Origin of the sequence: Pararhizobium sp. (assembly GCF_965279435.1) — a bacterium.
GTDB lineage: Bacteria > Pseudomonadota > Alphaproteobacteria > Rhizobiales > Rhizobiaceae > Pararhizobium.
Genome location: NZ_CBDIHY010000003.1, coordinates 2,177,060 through 2,192,974, shown reverse-complemented (window position 1 = coordinate 2,192,974; position 15,915 = coordinate 2,177,060). Strand labels below are relative to the sequence as shown.

The 15,915-nt window shown below is 59.3% G+C and carries 14 protein-coding genes; 10 read left to right on the top strand and 4 right to left on the bottom strand.

Annotation, left to right across the window (positions count from 1 at the left end; all coding sequences use genetic code 11):
- Positions 1-142 precede the first annotated feature (142 nt).
- Positions 143-1,156, top strand: coding sequence for a glycosyltransferase family 2 protein (locus tag ACQY8Q_RS16185; RefSeq protein ID WP_428427509.1), 1,014 nt, complete (start codon positions 143-145; stop codon positions 1,154-1,156).
- A 36-nt stretch (positions 1,157-1,192) separates the two neighbouring features.
- Here the strand turns inward: ACQY8Q_RS16185 and ACQY8Q_RS16180 are convergent, their stop codons facing one another.
- Both ACQY8Q_RS16180 and ACQY8Q_RS16175 read right to left on the bottom strand, forming a co-directional pair.
- Complete coding sequence (locus tag ACQY8Q_RS16180) at positions 1,193-2,143, bottom strand: polysaccharide pyruvyl transferase family protein (RefSeq protein WP_428427508.1); 951 nt, start codon at positions 2,141-2,143, stop codon at positions 1,193-1,195.
- 104 nt (positions 2,144-2,247) lie between these two features.
- A complete protein-coding gene (locus ACQY8Q_RS16175) occupies positions 2,248-3,207 on the bottom strand; it encodes a glycosyltransferase family 2 protein (protein ID WP_428427507.1) in 960 nt (319 codons plus the stop codon).
- A gap of 121 nt (positions 3,208-3,328) precedes the next feature.
- Between ACQY8Q_RS16175 and ACQY8Q_RS16170 the strand changes: the two genes are divergently transcribed.
- The 9 genes from ACQY8Q_RS16170 to ACQY8Q_RS16130 all read left to right on the top strand — a co-directional run bounded on the left by ACQY8Q_RS16170 (position 3,329) and on the right by ACQY8Q_RS16130 (position 14,740).
- Positions 3,329-4,786 carry a lipopolysaccharide biosynthesis protein gene (locus tag ACQY8Q_RS16170; RefSeq protein WP_428427506.1) on the top strand — a complete coding sequence of 486 codons (1,458 nt, stop codon included), beginning with the start codon at positions 3,329-3,331 and terminating at the stop codon, positions 4,784-4,786.
- Between the two features lie 466 nt (positions 4,787-5,252).
- On the top strand, positions 5,253-6,365 hold the full coding sequence (locus tag ACQY8Q_RS16165) for an acyltransferase family protein (protein WP_428427505.1): 1,113 nt from the start codon (positions 5,253-5,255) through the stop codon (positions 6,363-6,365).
- Positions 6,362-7,144 carry a glycoside hydrolase family 16 protein gene (locus ACQY8Q_RS16160; protein ID WP_428427504.1) on the top strand — a complete coding sequence of 261 codons (783 nt, stop codon included), beginning with the start codon at positions 6,362-6,364 and terminating at the stop codon, positions 7,142-7,144. Before ACQY8Q_RS16165 ends, ACQY8Q_RS16160 begins: the two co-directional genes overlap by 4 nt.
- A gap of 89 nt (positions 7,145-7,233) precedes the next feature.
- Entirely contained in the window at positions 7,234-8,433 is a 1,200-nt protein-coding gene (locus tag ACQY8Q_RS16155; protein ID WP_428427503.1) for a glycosyl transferase family 1, read from the top strand.
- Entirely contained in the window at positions 8,430-9,428 is a 999-nt protein-coding gene (locus ACQY8Q_RS16150; RefSeq protein WP_428427502.1) for a glycosyltransferase family 2 protein, read from the top strand. Before ACQY8Q_RS16155 ends, ACQY8Q_RS16150 begins: the two co-directional genes overlap by 4 nt.
- An 8-nt stretch (positions 9,429-9,436) precedes the next feature.
- On the top strand, positions 9,437-10,360 hold the full coding sequence (locus tag ACQY8Q_RS16145) for a glycosyltransferase (protein ID WP_428427501.1): 924 nt from the start codon (positions 9,437-9,439) through the stop codon (positions 10,358-10,360).
- Positions 10,360-11,379 carry a glycosyltransferase family 2 protein gene (locus tag ACQY8Q_RS16140; RefSeq protein ID WP_428427500.1) on the top strand — a complete coding sequence of 340 codons (1,020 nt, stop codon included), beginning with the start codon at positions 10,360-10,362 and terminating at the stop codon, positions 11,377-11,379. The genes ACQY8Q_RS16145 and ACQY8Q_RS16140 overlap by 1 nt, the downstream gene beginning before the upstream one ends.
- Positions 11,380-11,383: 4 nt before the next feature.
- Complete coding sequence (locus ACQY8Q_RS16135; protein ID WP_428427499.1) at positions 11,384-12,289, top strand: UTP--glucose-1-phosphate uridylyltransferase; 906 nt, start codon at positions 11,384-11,386, stop codon at positions 12,287-12,289.
- 90 nt (positions 12,290-12,379) lie between these two features.
- Positions 12,380-14,740: a polysaccharide biosynthesis tyrosine autokinase gene (locus tag ACQY8Q_RS16130; RefSeq protein WP_428429800.1), complete on the top strand. Its 2,361-nt coding sequence runs from the start codon at positions 12,380-12,382 to the stop codon at positions 14,738-14,740.
- 10 nt (positions 14,741-14,750) lie between these two features.
- Here ACQY8Q_RS16130 and ACQY8Q_RS16125 read toward each other — a convergent pair whose 3' ends face one another.
- Both ACQY8Q_RS16125 and ACQY8Q_RS16120 read right to left on the bottom strand, forming a co-directional pair.
- A complete protein-coding gene (locus ACQY8Q_RS16125) occupies positions 14,751-14,975 on the bottom strand; it encodes a hypothetical protein (RefSeq protein WP_428427498.1) in 225 nt (74 codons plus the stop codon).
- A 123-nt stretch (positions 14,976-15,098) separates the two neighbouring features.
- Complete coding sequence (locus ACQY8Q_RS16120; RefSeq protein ID WP_428427497.1) at positions 15,099-15,845, bottom strand: 2OG-Fe(II) oxygenase; 747 nt, start codon at positions 15,843-15,845, stop codon at positions 15,099-15,101.
- Positions 15,846-15,915 lie beyond the last annotated feature (70 nt).

Genomic DNA, 15,915 nt, shown 5'->3' with positions numbered 1-15,915 from the left:
TGGCATCTGGGCTTTCGTTAATCTCAGTTGCCCTTCATTCATACTCCAAACTGACTGATCTCTTCGCATCCGCAATATCGCGCCTTGCCGCCCGTCCAAAGCCAACCTAGGTTCGGCGCGACAGCGATGAAGGAATGCGATCATGAAACCGAATGCAGACGTCTGCGTTATCATCGCCGCGAAAAACGCGGCCGACACGATCCGGCGGGCCATCATCTCGGCACTGAGAGAGCCTGAAACCGCCGAAGTCATCGTCGTCGATGATGGATCGAGCGACGGCACCAGCGATGTCTCCCAAAAGGCTGACGATGGCAGCGGACGGCTGACAATCGCCCGATTCGAAGTCAACAGAGGACCGGCTGCGGCCCGCAACCACGCCATTTCGATCTCGAAAGCGCCGGTCTTGGCGATCCTTGACGCCGATGATTTCTTTTTTCCTGGACGGCTGGGCAACCTCCTGTCGGAAAAAAATTGGGATTTCATCGCTGATAATATCGCCTTCGTTGACGCCGAGACGGCCGAGGAGGCGCATCTTGCCCTTCAGACCTTTCCGGCAGCCCCGCGGGTTCTTACCCTTGGTGAATTCATCGCGGGCAATATTTCCAAGCGGGGTGTCCGGCGGGGGGAGATCGGATTTCTGAAACCGCTGATGCGGCGCGATTTTCTCGATGCCCACCACCTTCGCTATCAGGAAAGCCTGCGGCTGGGCGAGGATTACGATCTTTATGCCCGTGCGCTGACCAAAGGCGCCCGCTACAAGATTATCCACAGTTGCGGCTATGGCGCCGTCGTCCGTGGCGATTCCCTCAGCAGCAGTCACCGCACAATCGACCTGAAGCGGCTCTATGAGGCTGACAGGACAATTCTTGCACAGACGGATCTGACGCCGGAGGCAAGGGCGTTGATAGCCGAGCACGAGCATCACATTCGCTGGCGATATGAGTTGCGGGAATTTCTTGACATCAAGCAGCAGTCCGGTGCGAAAGCCGCGCTGCTGCATGCACTTGGAAACCCAGCCGCCATTCCGGCCATCGCCTTCGGGATATTTTCTGACAAGACGGAGCGTTTCCGCCGCCAGGCGGATGCGGCACCGGTGGCGCTGGGCGGATCAGGGGGCTTGCGCTATCTCCTGCAGCCGCCATCAACCGCCCGGTAAGGCGGGTTTGATGGCGGAATCTACGGCGATCGCGGCTTAGAAATAGTCGCGGCGTACCCCAGCGATAACCTCGAGAAAGCGCTCCTTGCGCTCCGCCAGAGTGTGATCGGCGCTCAATTGCGGCGTCGCCCGCGCCGCTTGCCAGAGGGACAAGGCCGAGGGAGCCGCTAGCAATTGTTTGGCGGCAATCCGCAATGACGTCTGCTTGGGATCACGGGCGGCGACCATGACGCTTTCGTCAATCTGACGCTTGTTCGGGTCATCGAGCGCCGGCTGATGCGCATCGAAATCGACTCCCCAGAACTTCGCACCCTTGATGATGGCTTCTGCCCGGCTGGAAACAGGGACATGGCGCGGACGATAGATGACGCCAACAGTCTGAGCCCAATCGTTCCACTTGAAACTGTTGATGCTGTTGGAGGTCGCCACCGCGAGCCACGGAACGCGGAAAGCATCGGCGAGAATGGCACCGTGCATCGATTCCGCGACGATCATTTCAGACTGGGCAATCTGGCGGATGACATCCTTCGCCTCGCCGCGCGGATCGATGTAGTGCAAACCGACGGTCTGGCAGACAACCGGCCACATACCGGCAATCGCCGATTCCCAATGCGGAACGAAGCTCTTCTTATATTTCTTCGGCAGACCTTTGAACTCGGGCATTTCGGCGACCATGACCGCCGGATCAATGATGCCGAGCTTGGCATCAACGCCGACTTTCTGCGCCGTCAACGGTCCGCGAACACAGCGAATGTCCCATTCCTGGCTGTTGCTCATATCGGGCAAGGAGCCGTAACCAAAACCGCTGCCGAGCACCAGTTTGTGCCGGCCTTCCGGCAGGAGCGCGCGGTTCAGCACCGTGCCGACCCCGACGAGAAGCGTATCTGGACGAACATCGCGAAATCCCGGGATCAGAAAATCCCAGAGCCACAGATTGAGATCGTCGCCGAAATTTCCGTGTGCGGATTCCCAGTAATAAGGGTCCATGACCATCTCCTACATGCGTTGCGCAAGGAATTGCTCGCGCGTGATATGCAATGGCAATCACGCGCATCAATGGGCGCAACAAAAAAATGCTGCACCTGCGAAGGCTACCGTGATAACTTGCCGACGGCAAGCTGAAGCGCGCTTTGCAGCAGCTTCGGATCACGCCAGACCCAGCGGGCCAACAGATTGAACTGCGGCATCTTCCGCCGCTTGATCAGCCGGGCCTGGCTCCAGAGAGCCTGCCGGCGCGCGGTATGCTTGTAGGAATGGATCGAAGCGATTTCCGCCGGCTTGCGGGAAAAGCGCCCTTCCAATGTGTCGAGCGCAACCCAGGTGTTGAACTGCTGCGACAGGAACTGCGGAGAATCGCTATCGATGCTGTGGAAGATGTTGACCCCCTCGCCCCGCACTGCACCCGGCTCGTTGCACAGGACGATGCGGTCGGCTGCAATGGCACAATCGCAGAAAAACAGCACGTCTTCTGCCGCCAGCCGCAGCTCGGCTTCGAAGCGCACGGCCTCAAACAATTTTCGCCCGATCACCATGCAGGACAGATGCAGGAAGCTCCAGTTGCGCAACATCACCTGCGAAAACTCGGGCACTTCCAGAACCAGCGGTTTCTCCGACAGCCGCGTGACCTTTTCGGTCTTTTCCAGCTCGGCCATGTCGAAATGGTAGTAGAAGGCATCGCCGCCGGTAATGGATGCCCAATAACAATCGGCACCAAAACGGGTCATCGTCTCATGTGCATTCTGCAGATGGTCCGGCGTCCACAGATCGTCGGAATCGAGAAAGGCAACAAAATCGGTTTGCGCCGTGACGTTGTTGAGGCCGGTGTTGCGCGCGCCGCCCGGACCGCCATTCGCCTGCTTGATGACGCGGATGCGCGCCTGCTGCTCGACGCTCAGAGTTTCAAGATCGGTTTCGATCGGGAAAGGCGACTGGTCATCAACAATGATGACATCGAAATCCTGGCAGGTCTGCGCGAAGACGGAGCCCAAGGCCCGGCTCAGAATTCCTGCCTGTTTCTGGTAGTACGGAATAACAACTGTAAACTTCGCCATCTTTTTGCCCCTGCGGTTTTCCTAGAAGGTGCTTCCTGGTTCCTCCATCAGGTTGCGGCTGCGTTATCGAGCGCGTCTCCTCTGTCCTTGATCCTCCCCATCCCCACACAGGATTTACGCCATGCCTCCTACAGTTAACGTCAAATCCGTCACAAGCAATGTCGGTTGGAGTATCTTATCCAAGACAAGCACATTCGGGCTTAAGTTTGTCACCGTGCCGATTTTGGCCCGTATCCTGACGCCGGAAGAGTTCGGCGCCGTCGCCGTGGCGCTCACCGTGGTGCAGTTTCTGGCCATGATCGGCGGGGCCGGATTGACCTCGGCACTGGTGATCCAGCGCGAGGAGGAGATGGAAACCGTCCACTCTGTCTTCTGGGCAAACCTGGCGATTTCCTGTCTGATGGCGCTCGGCCTTTTCATCTGGGCAGACTTCTTTGCAGCCCTTCTCGGCGCCCCCGAAGCCGCGTACCTGCTGAAAGTCATGAGCTTCCTCATTCCGCTCCAGCTTGGCGGCGACGTTGCCTATTCACTGCTCGCACGGCGGATGAATTTCAGCAAGGACGCCGTCTGGAGCATGATTTCCGAATCGCTCGGCGCCATCGTCGCCGTGGTGCTGGCGCTTTTGGGCTGGGGTGTCTGGGCCTTGATGGCACAGCTTTTCGTCTCGGCGCTGGTGCGGCTCTGCGGCCTCTATGCCGTATCACATTATATGCCGCGCTTCGTTTTCCACCCCAAACGGGTTCTGGGCTTAAGCCGTTTCAGCCTGGGCATGATGGGCTCGGAGGTCGCCAACTTCATCACCTTCCAGTCGCCGATGGTGATCATCTCGCGCTATCTCGGCCTTGCCGATGCCGGCGCCTATTCGGCCGCCAACCGGTTTGCCAGCATTCCCAACCAGGTCGTGCTTTCCGCCGTCACGGGCGTTCTGTTCCCGGCTTTCAGCGGCATGATGGATGACAAGGCCCGCCGTTCGCAGGCGCTGATGTTCTCGACGCAGGTGACCACCGTGCTGCTCGCACCAATGATGTTCGGCCTCTGGGCGCTCGCGGAACCGGCGATGCGCGTGCTGTTCGGTTCGCAATGGGCCTATGCCTGGCCGGTACTGGGGCTGCTGGCGCTGTCCAAGGGCATCCTCACGCCCTGCAGCACCTTCATTCCCTATCTCAAGGGTGTCGGACATGGCCGGGCACTGTTCTGGTCGGCGATCATTCGCGCCATCGTCACCTGCGCTGCCGTTGCCTATGGCGCAAGCACTGGCAAGCTGATCGATGCGATGATCTGGCTCTGCATCGTCAATGCCGCAACTTTGATCGGTTACTCCTGGGCAGTCTTCAAGGCGGATGGAACACCGTTCTTCAAGGGCCTGTATATCAGCAGCCGCCCAATGCTGATGGCGCTGGTGATGGCGCTTGCCGTTCGCTATCTGCTTGAGACCTTTGGTTCCCTGGCGCCCAACCCCATCCTGCAGATCCTCGCCGGCGCTGCCATCGGCGGCCTGATCTATGTCCTGTTCGTCGTTCTATCGGAACGGCCACTTTTGGCGAAAATCTATCAACTGGTCAAAAACAGGCGGGCTTGAGGCCACGGTCAAAATACTCCGGCGTGAACCATAGCGAAACACGCCGGAGGGGTTGCAGCAGCGCCTTATTTCGGAACAAGCGCGCCAATACGAGCAGGATTTCACAAACCCTGACGTGTGGAATTGCGCGTTTTCGAAACTAATTTTTGCGCTCCGCCATCTCTGCGGCGACACGTATATGATCATATTCTGATATGACGCAACACCCTACCACCACGCATTTTTCCGAACTTAAGGGTAAAATTCCTGCGATTTTCGTGGCAAAATTTCCCGCGCCGAATTCGCGTGCATCGCAGCATCAAGGCGACTTTTTCTGCTGCAGTGCCATATTTTTCGGGGTGTACTGCCCTATCTTCCAGATGCAGGTTGAAGCCTGCTCTGGTTGAAACGCCGCTTCGGGGGGAGTGGCCCAACAGGGGATGTCGCCTTGGTTATCGACGCGAATATATCATCGCGGATCAATCTGATGCGCATCTTGCTCATCTCGGGAATTGTCTTTGTACACGTCCCCTTTGATCCGCAGACCAGTCCGTTCCTCGGTGCCAATGGCTTCGTCGACTGGATCAGGGTCTTTCTCGGTGACAGCCTTTTCAGGGTTGGCGTGCCATGCCTGAGCGCGATTTCCGGCTACCTGATGTTTCGCCGCGGGCTTGACGCCTTCGACTACGGCAAGACGATCCGCTCCAAGGCGCGTACGGTTCTGCTGCCCTTCCTGATCTGGAACCTGTCCTTTTTGGCCCTCGTTGTGCTGGGGCAGAAGGGCGGCATCGGCTTTGGCTATCTTCCCGATGCGATCAACGCGGCGCCACGCGATTTGGCGACGCTGACCCTTGCGCTCGAGGGCTTGCCGATCAATGTTCCGCTCTACTTCCTGCGGGACCTGCTTTTGTGCATCCTGCTTGCTCCGGTTCTCGCCATCCTGATCAAGCGCTATCCGCTGACAATGCTGGCAATCTTCTTCGCCTATGCCGTGTTGCCGATCCCGAGTGGCATCTTCCTGAAGAAATCAATCCTGTTCGGCTTCAGCTGCGGCATCTACGCAAGCCTTCATCAAATCAACATCCGGACACTCGATCGGCATGCTACATTGATATCCGCGTTGTTTTTGACGGCGGCCGTCATGCTAGCGACCGCACTGTATTGGACCGGACCTGACTATCCAGTGTGGATAGACATGCTGCGCAGCCTGACGGCCATCTGCGGTATTGTCGGCTCCTGGGCGATCTCGGCGATCCTGATCCGCTCACGGCTCGGCGAGCGGCTTTCCGGGTCGGAAGGCCTGAGTTTCTGGATATTCTGCGCCCATTACCCCTTGCTCATCGCATTCTGGATGCTCTGGAACCGCGCGGCGCATCCCGGTCTCTACCCGCTGTTCTACTTTGCAACGCCCATTCTGGCGCTCCTCATTCTGGTCGCCTCCAACCATGTGGCGAAGCGCTTGGTGCCCAAGTTGCATGCCGTTTTGACCGGCAGCCGTGCGGGCCGTTCCACCTCCGCAGCAAAGCGCATGACGGAAAGCGGAACAAACCAGAAAGACTGGCCCGACACCTCTTCTCCAAAGGAAAAAGCGACCCGATGACCCAATCGATCTCAAAAATCCTTATCGTCCTCTCGACGTTTTCCGTCGCCATTCCGGCATCTGCCTTCGCCCAAGGCGCTAAAACCGGCGCCTCTTTCGTCGAGAATTTCGACACGATCGACAGGAAGCTCTGGTACATTTCGGACGGCTGGGACAATGGCGCGCATCAGAACTGCACCTGGTCGAAAGATCAGGTTGCGATTGAAAATGGCGTGCTTGAACTCACCTTCGAGCAGCGCAAGGCCGGCAAACGCGACTATGCCTGCGGCGAGATACAGACCAACAAGCGCTACACTTACGGCACCTATGAAGCGCGGATCAAGACGGCCGAAGGCTCAGGGCTGAACTCGGCTTTCTTCACCTATATCGGCCCCACCGACAAGAAGCCGCATGACGAGATCGACTTTGAGGTGCTCGGCAAGGATTCCGGCAAGGTTCAGCTCAACCAGTATATTTCCGCCAAGGGTGGCAACGAGAAGCTGATCGACGTGGAAGGCGGCGCCAACGCCGATTTCAACGATTACGCCTTCGTCTGGGAAAAAGACCGGCTGCGCTACTACCTGAACGGCAAACTGGTTCAGGAGGTCACGGACCCTGCGAAAATTCCGGTCAACGAACAGAAGATTTTCTTCAGCCTCTGGGGAACGGATACCCTGAGCGACTGGATGGGCAAGTTTGACTATAAAGGCCCGGCAAAGATGCAGATTGATCGGGTGGCCTACACCGCTCCCGATGAAAAATGCCTCTTTCCCGAATCCCTCACCTGCACGCTCGATTGATGCTTATTAGCATTCGCAACATGAATGTTGCGATGCACAAAAAACTGAACTAAGCTCGGCGCAAGCTGAGCGGGGAACGGGAAGTTTTCATGCTGGATGTACTATACCTGGCACATGATGTGGCAGACCCGGCGATCAGGCGTAGAACCCTGACGCTCGAGGCGGGTGGTGCGAACGTGACGGTGGCGGGCTTCCGGCGCGGCGTAGACACACCTGTCGCCAAGGATGTCATCGAACTCGGTGTCACCAGGGATGGACGGTTCGGTCAGCGGGTCGCGGCCGTTGCCAAGGCTGCAGTGCTGCTGCGCCGCAAACTGCGCGGGGCCAAGAGGCCCGGCATCATCATTGCCCGTAATCTCGAAATGCTTCCCCTTGCCAACCGGGCAAATGCTATTTTCGGCGGCGACGTTCCGATCGTCTACGAATGCCTGGACATTCATCGTCTCCTGCTGCGTAAGGATTTTGCCGGCCGTGCTCTGCGTTCAGCTGAGCAATACCTCGGGCGTAATGTCAGCCTTCTTGTCACCAGTTCACCCGCCTTTATCGAAAACTATTTCAGGCCGGTTTCCCGCCTGAAAGCGCCGGTTCTGCTGCTGGAAAACCAGGTGATCGAGCTTGAGGAAAGCATTGGCATGCAGACCGCCCGCCCACGCCCGCCACAGGCCGGCGAACCCTGGAAGATCGGCTGGTTCGGCGCCCTGCGTTGCCGCAAATCGCTCAAGCTCCTTGCTGAATTTACCCGCGCTATGGACGGAAAGTTCGAAGTCGTGCTGCGCGGACGCCCCGCCTATTCCGAATTCGACGATTTTGATGGGTTTGTCGAGAACGAACCGTTCATGCACTTTCACGGCGCCTACAAGAACCCCGAGGACCTTGCCCGGATCTACGACGACGTGCAGTTTTCCTGGGGCATCGACTTTTTCGAGGAGGGCTTGAACTCCAGCTGGCTTTTGCCGAACCGGCTTTACGAAGGCTGCCGCTACAACGCCGTTCCGATCGCCATGCGCGGTACGGAAACGGCGCGCTTCATCAGCGCCAAGCATATCGGCCTTGTTCTCGACACCGCCGACAGTGCTGCACTCGCCACTCTCCTCTCCGGTATGACGCGGGAACGCTATTTCGCCGAATTCGGCAAGGTCGCAGCAACAGGCTCGTCGACCTGGGTCTTCGACCGCACCGATTGCCAGCGGCTGGTCAACCGGCTTGCGGCACTTCGTGCCAGCGACGCCCAGACCGCACCAATCCATGAGCTCTCCCAAACGAACAGCAACAAGGGTGGACTGCTATGAACGCCGATGATTTGAGACATGGCCGCAGCCTGATCGTTATTCCCTGCCTCAACGAGGCCAGATATATCGAAGCCCTGATCGCCAAGCTCGCAAGCGCGATGCAGGATCTGAACGCCGATCTGGTCGTGGTCGATGGTGGCAGTACCGACGGTACCCGCGAGATCGTTCAGCGGATCTCAACCGTCAATCCGAAGGTCAGGCTGCTCGGCAATCCGAAGAAGATCCAGAGCGCCGCCATCAATCTCGCCGTCGCCACACTCGGTGCAGACTACGAATACATGATCCGCATTGATGCGCATGGCGAATATCCAGATGACTATTGCCAGCGCCTGATGCAGGACGCCATTGCGACCGGGGCGGATTCCGTTGTCGTCGCCATGCAGACCGTCGGCTTCAGCACCTTCCAGAAAGCGACGGCCTATGCGCAGAATTCCAAACTGGGCAACGGTGGTTCCAAGCACCGCACGGGCGCTGTCGGCCATTGGGCCGATCACGGCCACCACGCGCTGATGCGGATTTCAGCGTTTGAGGCTGTCGGCGGCTATGACGAGATGTTCAGCCATAACGAGGACGCCGAGTTCGACTACCGCCTCAACAAGGCGGGCTACCGGATCTGGATGACCGACAAGACCAGCATGATCTACCATCCGCGCAGCACCGCAGGGGCGCTTTTCCGTCAGTATTTCGGCTATGGCCGCGGCCGTGCGAAAAACTTCCTCAAGCACCGCGCCATGCCGAGCATCCGGCAGATGTTGCCGCTTGCCGTCGTTCCCGTCGCCATCGGCGCGCTGTTGGCAATCGTCAGTTGGGCCGCCGTCATTCCGTTCGGCCTCTGGGCGGTGGCCTGCCTTGGCTATGGCGTGTGGATGGCGCTGGGCGAAAAGAACCCCTACGGCCCGCTCGCCGCTCTTTCCGCAATGGTGATGCATTTTGCCTGGTCGGCCGGCTTCTGGCGCGAACTTCTCGATTTCCGTAATCGCCGGGTCGCCTCATGAGGACCGACATGAGCCGCATCCGCGTCGATATCGGCGTCTGCACCTATCGGCGCCCGGAACTCGAACAGACGTTGCGCTCGCTGGGCCACCTTGCCGTGCCCGATGACGTGCAGATCCGCATCATCGTCGCCGACAATGACGATACGCCGAGTGCGAAAGCGCGGGTGGACGCCTTGCGCGGTTCCGTGCAGCACGAGATCATCTACGTGCACTGCCCGTCCTCCAACATCTCGATCGCCCGCAATGCCTGCCTCGACAATGCCACGGGAGATTTCCTGGCGTTCATCGATGACGACGAGACGGCCAGCGGGGATTGGATCGCCCAACTGGTTCAGACAGCGAAGGCAACCGCAGCCGATGCGGTGCTTGGCCCGGTCAAGGCGACCTACGGCACGGATGCGCCGAGCTGGATGCAGCGCGGCGACTTTCATTCGACATTCCCGGTCTGGGTCGGCGGCAGGATCATCACCGGCTACACTTGCAATGTCCTTCTTCGCCTTGCAGCGCCTTCGCTTGCCGGCCGGCGCTTCAACCTGGCGCTTGGCCGCAGCGGCGGCGAGGACACCGAGTTCTTTACCCATATGCACCGGATGGGCGGCAAAATTGCCTATGCACCGGCGGCCTGGGTTGAGGAACCTGTGCCGGCCAAGCGCGCCGCCTTTTCCTGGCTTGCGAAACGAAAATTCCGTTTCGGCCAGACCCACGGCCGGCTGATCGATGCCGGCACCGGTGCGCCGGGCAAAATCCGTGCGCTTGCGCTTGCTGCAGCCAAAAGCGGTTTCTGCGCGCTGGCCAGCGTCATCCTGTTTTTCTCTCCTGTTCACCGCAACCGCTATGCCCTGCGCGCCTCGATGCATGCAGGAGTGGTCGTCGGGCTTCTCGGCGTTCGGGAAATCGAGCAGTACGGCGCAACCGAGGCGAGGTCGTCCTGATGGAACAACTTCGTCCCGACGCCACATTCATCGTCGCTGCCTTCAAGGCCGGAGAGACGATCGAGCGCGCCATCGACAGCGCGCTCGCCCAGACCGGCGTCAGTGTCGAAGTCATCGTCATCGACGATTGTTCGCCGGATGACACAGCCGAAATCGTCGATGCCTATACCGATCCGCGCGTCCGGCTGATCCGGCTTGAAAAGAACCGCGGTCCCGGCGCCGCCCGCAATGCAGGTCTTGCCGCCGCGCGCGGGGAGTGGATCGTTATTCTGGATTCCGACGATGCTGTATCGCCGGGCCGCACCGCGCGCATGATCGCGCGGGCCAAGGCCGCCAAGGCTCAGATCGTCGTTGATAATGTTGATGTCGTTCCACTGGACGGCCAGATCAAGCGGATGTTCGATGAGGCCCGGCTGGCAGCCCTCGAAACGCTGACGCTTCCAGCCTTCATCGGCTCGAACGTGCTGTTTCAGTCGGAACACAATTACGGCTACATGAAGCCAATCTTCGAGCGCCGGTTTATCGAGGAGCACGGCTTGCGTTTCGACGAAAGCCTGCCGATTGGCGAGGATTATCTGCTCCTGGCATCGGCGCTGGCCAAGGGTGGCCGCTGCGCCGTCGAGCCGGTCGCCGGCTATACCTATTACATTCGAAGCGGCTCGATCTCGCGGGTGCTGAAGCTGCATCAGGTGGATGCGATGCTGGCCGCCGATGCTGCGTTTCTCAGGAATCACCAGTTGGATGCCGCGTCGATGGGCGCTCAAGCCCGGCGTCACCGCAGCATCGAGGATGCAAGGTCCTTCATCATCCTGGTCGATCAGATCAAGGCACGATCCCTTTCCGGCGCGGTCAAAACCGCGTGGAGAAATCCGGCGGCAATCCGGCATCTGCGGATGCCCATTGCCGTCAGGCTACGGCGCCTGATGGCGCCGTTCACTGCAATTCGCCCTTTCGGTCCCCCGCCGGAAACGATGAATAGAACCACCCCGGGCAACAGCCCGCACAAGAACAAAGGATAGTTCTATGGCTCCTATCAGACCCGTTCGCAAAGCCGTTATTCCCGTCGCCGGCAACGGCACGCGATTTCTGCCCGCAACCAAAGTGATGCCGAAGGAAATGCTGACCATCGTCGATCGTCCTGTCGTGCAATATGCCGTCGAGGAAGCGATGCAGGCCGGCATCGAGCACATCGTGTTCGTCACCGGCCGCAACAAGCAGGCAATCGAAGACCATTTCGACGATGTGCCGGAGCTGATTTCGTCGCTGACGCGCTCGGGCAAGGATGCCCAGCTTTCCGAACTGGCTCGCATGCTGCCAACCGCCGGCTCCGTCAGCTTCACCCGCCAGCAGGCACCGCTTGGCCTTGGTCATGCGGTCTGGTGCGCCCGCGATCTGATCGGCGACGAACCCTTCGCGCTGCTTTTGCCGGATATGATTTCCTACGGTGCGCGCGGCTGCATGGCCGGCCTGATGGATCTCTATAACGATGTCGGCGGCAATGTCGTCGCCGTCGAGCAGTGCGCCCTCGAGGACACCTCGAAATACGGCATTGTCGGCATGGGCGAGAAAACCCGGCATGGGTTTGAAGTGACGCAGATGGTTGAAAAGCCACCGGTTTCCGAGGCACCGTCCACCTATTACCTCAACGGCCGCTATATCCTGCAGCCGGAAATCTTCTCGATCCTGGCGCATCAGCAACGCGGCGCCGGCAACGAAATCCAGTTGACCGACGGCATGCTGCGCCTCTCGGCAGACCAGCCGTTCCACGCCCATCCCTACGAGGGCCGGACCTTCGATTGCGGCTCCAAGCAAGGCTTCATCGAGGCCAACGTCGCCTTTGCACTGGCGCGGGCCGATATCGGCAATCTCGTCTTCGAATCCGTTCGCGAGATGGTTCTGTCCCACGAACAGGCCATGCGTGCTGCCTGAAAATGACGATTTTTCAGTGGCTTGATGCTGCCTGAAAATCTGGTCTCACCCCTGCCGCGTTTTGGGGTGAGAACCGACCACGAAAAGTACCTGGAGACCAGACGGCCCATGAATCAGAGACCTCTTCCGTTGAACACCGTCCCATCGCTGCGAAGCGATGAATCAGACTCGTTCATCGATCTGAACCGGCTGACCGCGATTGCGTTCCGCCGTTCAAGGGTCGTGGCGCTTAGCGTCCTCCTCTGCTTCATGCTCGGCTTGCTGTATCTGCTGGTCGCGACACCGGTCTACACATCGCAGACGCAGATTCTGCTCGACGACAATCTGTCCAAATACGCGGAAGAAGCGCCCTCGCCCCAAAGCGCCCAGCAAGCCGACACGCAGCTTTCAAGCGCGGTCGAGATCCTGAAGTCCGGCGAACTGGCATTGCGCGTCACCGACGCGGAAAACCTCGGGGAGAACGAGACCGTTCTCAACCCGCCGCAATCGCTGATGTCGACGGTGAAATCGGCGGTCAAATCCGTTACCGGCATCTTCGGTTCGCAGCCGGAAATTTCCGAAGCGGCAGCCCGCAATGGCAAGCGCGAGACGGCGGCCGCCTATATCCAGCAGGGGCTGACAGTCGAACGCGTGGCGCGCAGCTCGGTCGTGGCGGTGTCCTACAAATCCACCGATCCGAAGCTTGCCGCAACCATCACCCGCGCCTATGCCAAAGCCTATCTGACCGACCAGCTGAACGCCAATTTCGACGCGACCGAGCGCGCTTCGGTCTGGCTGCAGGAACGACTGACCGATCTTGGCCAGCGCGCGCAGGCAGCGTCGCTCGAGGCGGAGAAATTCAAAGCTGACAATGGCCTAACCTCGACGCGCGGCGAGCTGATGTCGGAACAGCAACTGTCCAATCTCAACAGCCAGCTGATTGTCGCGCAGGCAGACAGCGCCAGCGCGTCCGCACGCTACAACCAGTTCAAATCGATCATCGACAAGGGCGCCGAAAACGCCGTGAACAACGCGACGATCTCGTCCAACCAGACCGACAATTCAGTCATTCAGGATTTGCGGACACGCTACCTTGCCGTCAGCAAGCGCGAGCAGGCCGTTACGCAGAATTTCAGCGCCGATCACCCCCAGGCCGTCAGCCTGCGGGCGGAAAAGACCGAACTTGCCGGCCAGATTTTCCGGGAACTGCAGCAGATCACCGGCAGCTATCGCAACGAATTCGAAGTCGCCAAATCCCGCGAAGCATCGCTGCGCCAGAGTATCGAAGGCGTGGTCGGCAGCAACTCGCAGGCCAACCGGTCGCTGGTGCAACTGCGCGAACTGGAACAGCGGGCGACAGCGCTGAAAACGCTCTACGAATCCTATCTTGGACGCTTCGAGGAAGCGGCCCAGCAACGTTCCTTCCCGATAGCAAAGGCCCGCATCATCTCCGATGCCGGGGTCCCTGTTTCGCCATCCAGCCCGAAGCGAACGATGGTGCTTGCGCTCTCCATCGTGCTCGGCTTCATGCTGGGTGCCGTCATTGCCGGCCTGCAGGAGTTCCGCGAACGGTTCTTCCGGCTGGAAGAGGACATCCGCTCGGTGCTTGGACACAAGTCTCTCGGCTATCTGCCGCTGATCGGCAAGAAGACCGTCAGCATGTGGGGAAAGACACGCGCGCGTTTTGCCAAGCCGGAACTGGACAAAGCCGACAAACCGGCGGAAGCCGACATGCCGTTGAACCGCATGACGCGCATTGCTGTCGATGCACCGCGATCGGCCTTTGCCGAAACGTTGCGCAATGCCAAGCTTGCCAGCGACGTCATCCTGCAGGGCCGCACCAACCGGGTGATCGGCGTCGTCTCGGCGCTGCCGGGCGAAGGCAAATCGACCATTGCTGCGAATTTTGCCGGATTGCTTGCGGCCAGCGGCAAACGCACGCTGCTGATCGATGCCGACATCCGCAACCCGGCGATCAGCCGGATGATTTCGCCGGCACCGAAAACCGGGCTGGTGGAAGCCGTTCTGGGTGAGGAAGAATGGACCGTGGGTTTGAGGGTCGATCCGCAGACGCGGCTTGCGATCCTGCCGATTGCGCCACGCGACCACCTCTACCATACCAACGAACTGCTGGCCTCGCAGGGCATGGAAACCCTGATTGCCAATGCCCGCAAGAGCTTTGACTATGTCATCGTCGATCTTGCGCCGCTGGCACCGGTCATCGATGCCAAGGCGTTTTCGCCGTTTGCCGACGGGTTCCTGATGGTGATCGAATGGGGCAAGACGCCCGCTCGGCTGGTCCGCGACGTGCTGCATTCCGATCCGCAATTCAACGCCAAGATCCTTGGCGTCATGCTCAACAAAACGGATATGGACGAGCTCGGAAAATACAGCGATTTCGGCGCGGCGGAAAAATACCGCAAGAGCTATGAAAGCTATTATATCGAGCAGCCCTTGAAGGCCGCGCGTTAAGGGATCTCTCTCAACGCAGGCCGGGCTGACGCCCCGCATCCAGCCCGAAGATCGCCACAAGCGCCATCAGAAAGATCACAACGGCAATCGCGGCGGCACAGAAGACGTAGACGATCAGGTATTCCAGAAAGCAGGGTAAAAAAAGCAGCACCCGGATGAAAACGGGCTGCGACCGCGCCCAGCCGCCCATGCCGTTTCTCATGTAGTTTTCGAAACGGCGCGTCACGCTCGACATGGCTGATCGCTCCATCAATCTTCAGATAAAATTTACCAAAGATGATGCGGCCGCGCAACCAATACCCTGCTGTTAAATCCGCTTAAAGCCGGTATTTTCCCGCAGTTTACGGTCATACCAGCCTTATCTCGCGTCGTGAAAAATGATCCCGGCCGTGTGGCGCATGCCGGAGCGAATGCGGCTGACGCCGTGGCGCAGATTGACCCGGTAATTGCCCCTGGTTCCCTGGACCGGCCGATTGTGAACCGCGAATGCAACGGCGTCACCCTGGCGCAACGGTACGACCTCTGCACGGCTCTGCATGCGCGGCCGTTGTTCCGTCAGGACGAATTCGCCGCCGGTAAAATCCTCTCCGGGCTGCGAGAGCAGGATCGCCACCTGGATGGGGAAGGCGAGATCGCCGTAGAGATCCTGATGCAGGCAATTGAAATCGCCCGGGACATATTGCAGCAAGAGCGGCGTCGGCCGGATCTGGCCGGCATCTTGGCACTGTTTCAGGAACGCGGCATGTTCGGCCGGATAACGGTCATCCATGCCCATACGTTCGTTCCATGCGTTTGCGACACTGGAAAGATGCGGATAGAGCGCGGTGCGCAACGCGCCGATCAAGTCTGGCAGCGGATATTTGAAATAGCGATACTCGCCCCTGCCGAAACCGTGACGGGCCATGTGGATGTGGCTACGGAAGTGTTTTTCCTCAGGATAGAGCCCGGCGATCTTCCCACATTCCTCCGGCGACAAAAGCTTGCCGATGACGGCGCAGCCAAAACCATTGAGCTCCTCTGAGAGATGGTTCCAGTCATACCGCGCGACACGCGCTTCTGCGGACAGAGCGGCAGAAACCGGCTGGGTTGTCGAATGCGCATTCATGGCAAAGCTTCCTTGTTGGGGCGGCGGATGCTTCTTGAATGACGGCTTGAGCTGCAGGTCGCCACCCGTT

What these genes read in the sequence shown, in the direction of transcription:
- ACQY8Q_RS16145 (WP_428427501.1), top strand. Translation starts at nt 9,437, where the DNA reads ATGAGCCGCATCCGCGTCGATATCGGCGTCTGCACCTATCGGCGCCCG.
- ACQY8Q_RS16150 (WP_428427502.1), top strand. Translation starts at nt 8,430, where the DNA reads ATGAACGCCGATGATTTGAGACATGGCCGCAGCCTGATCGTTATTCCC.
- ACQY8Q_RS16170 (WP_428427506.1), top strand. Translation starts at nt 3,329, where the DNA reads ATGCCTCCTACAGTTAACGTCAAATCCGTCACAAGCAATGTCGGTTGG.
- ACQY8Q_RS16120 (WP_428427497.1), bottom strand. Translation starts at nt 15,845, where the DNA reads ATGAATGCGCATTCGACAACCCAGCCGGTTTCTGCCGCTCTGTCCGCA.
- ACQY8Q_RS16155 (WP_428427503.1), top strand. Translation starts at nt 7,234, where the DNA reads ATGCTGGATGTACTATACCTGGCACATGATGTGGCAGACCCGGCGATC.
- ACQY8Q_RS16135 (WP_428427499.1), top strand. Translation starts at nt 11,384, where the DNA reads ATGGCTCCTATCAGACCCGTTCGCAAAGCCGTTATTCCCGTCGCCGGC.
- ACQY8Q_RS16180 (WP_428427508.1), bottom strand. Translation starts at nt 2,143, where the DNA reads ATGGACCCTTATTACTGGGAATCCGCACACGGAAATTTCGGCGACGAT.
- ACQY8Q_RS16160 (WP_428427504.1), top strand. Translation starts at nt 6,362, where the DNA reads ATGACCCAATCGATCTCAAAAATCCTTATCGTCCTCTCGACGTTTTCC.
- ACQY8Q_RS16175 (WP_428427507.1), bottom strand. Translation starts at nt 3,207, where the DNA reads ATGGCGAAGTTTACAGTTGTTATTCCGTACTACCAGAAACAGGCAGGA.
- ACQY8Q_RS16140 (WP_428427500.1), top strand. Translation starts at nt 10,360, where the DNA reads ATGGAACAACTTCGTCCCGACGCCACATTCATCGTCGCTGCCTTCAAG.
- ACQY8Q_RS16125 (WP_428427498.1), bottom strand. Translation starts at nt 14,975, where the DNA reads ATGTCGAGCGTGACGCGCCGTTTCGAAAACTACATGAGAAACGGCATG.
- ACQY8Q_RS16165 (WP_428427505.1), top strand. Translation starts at nt 5,253, where the DNA reads ATGCGCATCTTGCTCATCTCGGGAATTGTCTTTGTACACGTCCCCTTT.
- ACQY8Q_RS16185 (WP_428427509.1), top strand. Translation starts at nt 143, where the DNA reads ATGAAACCGAATGCAGACGTCTGCGTTATCATCGCCGCGAAAAACGCG.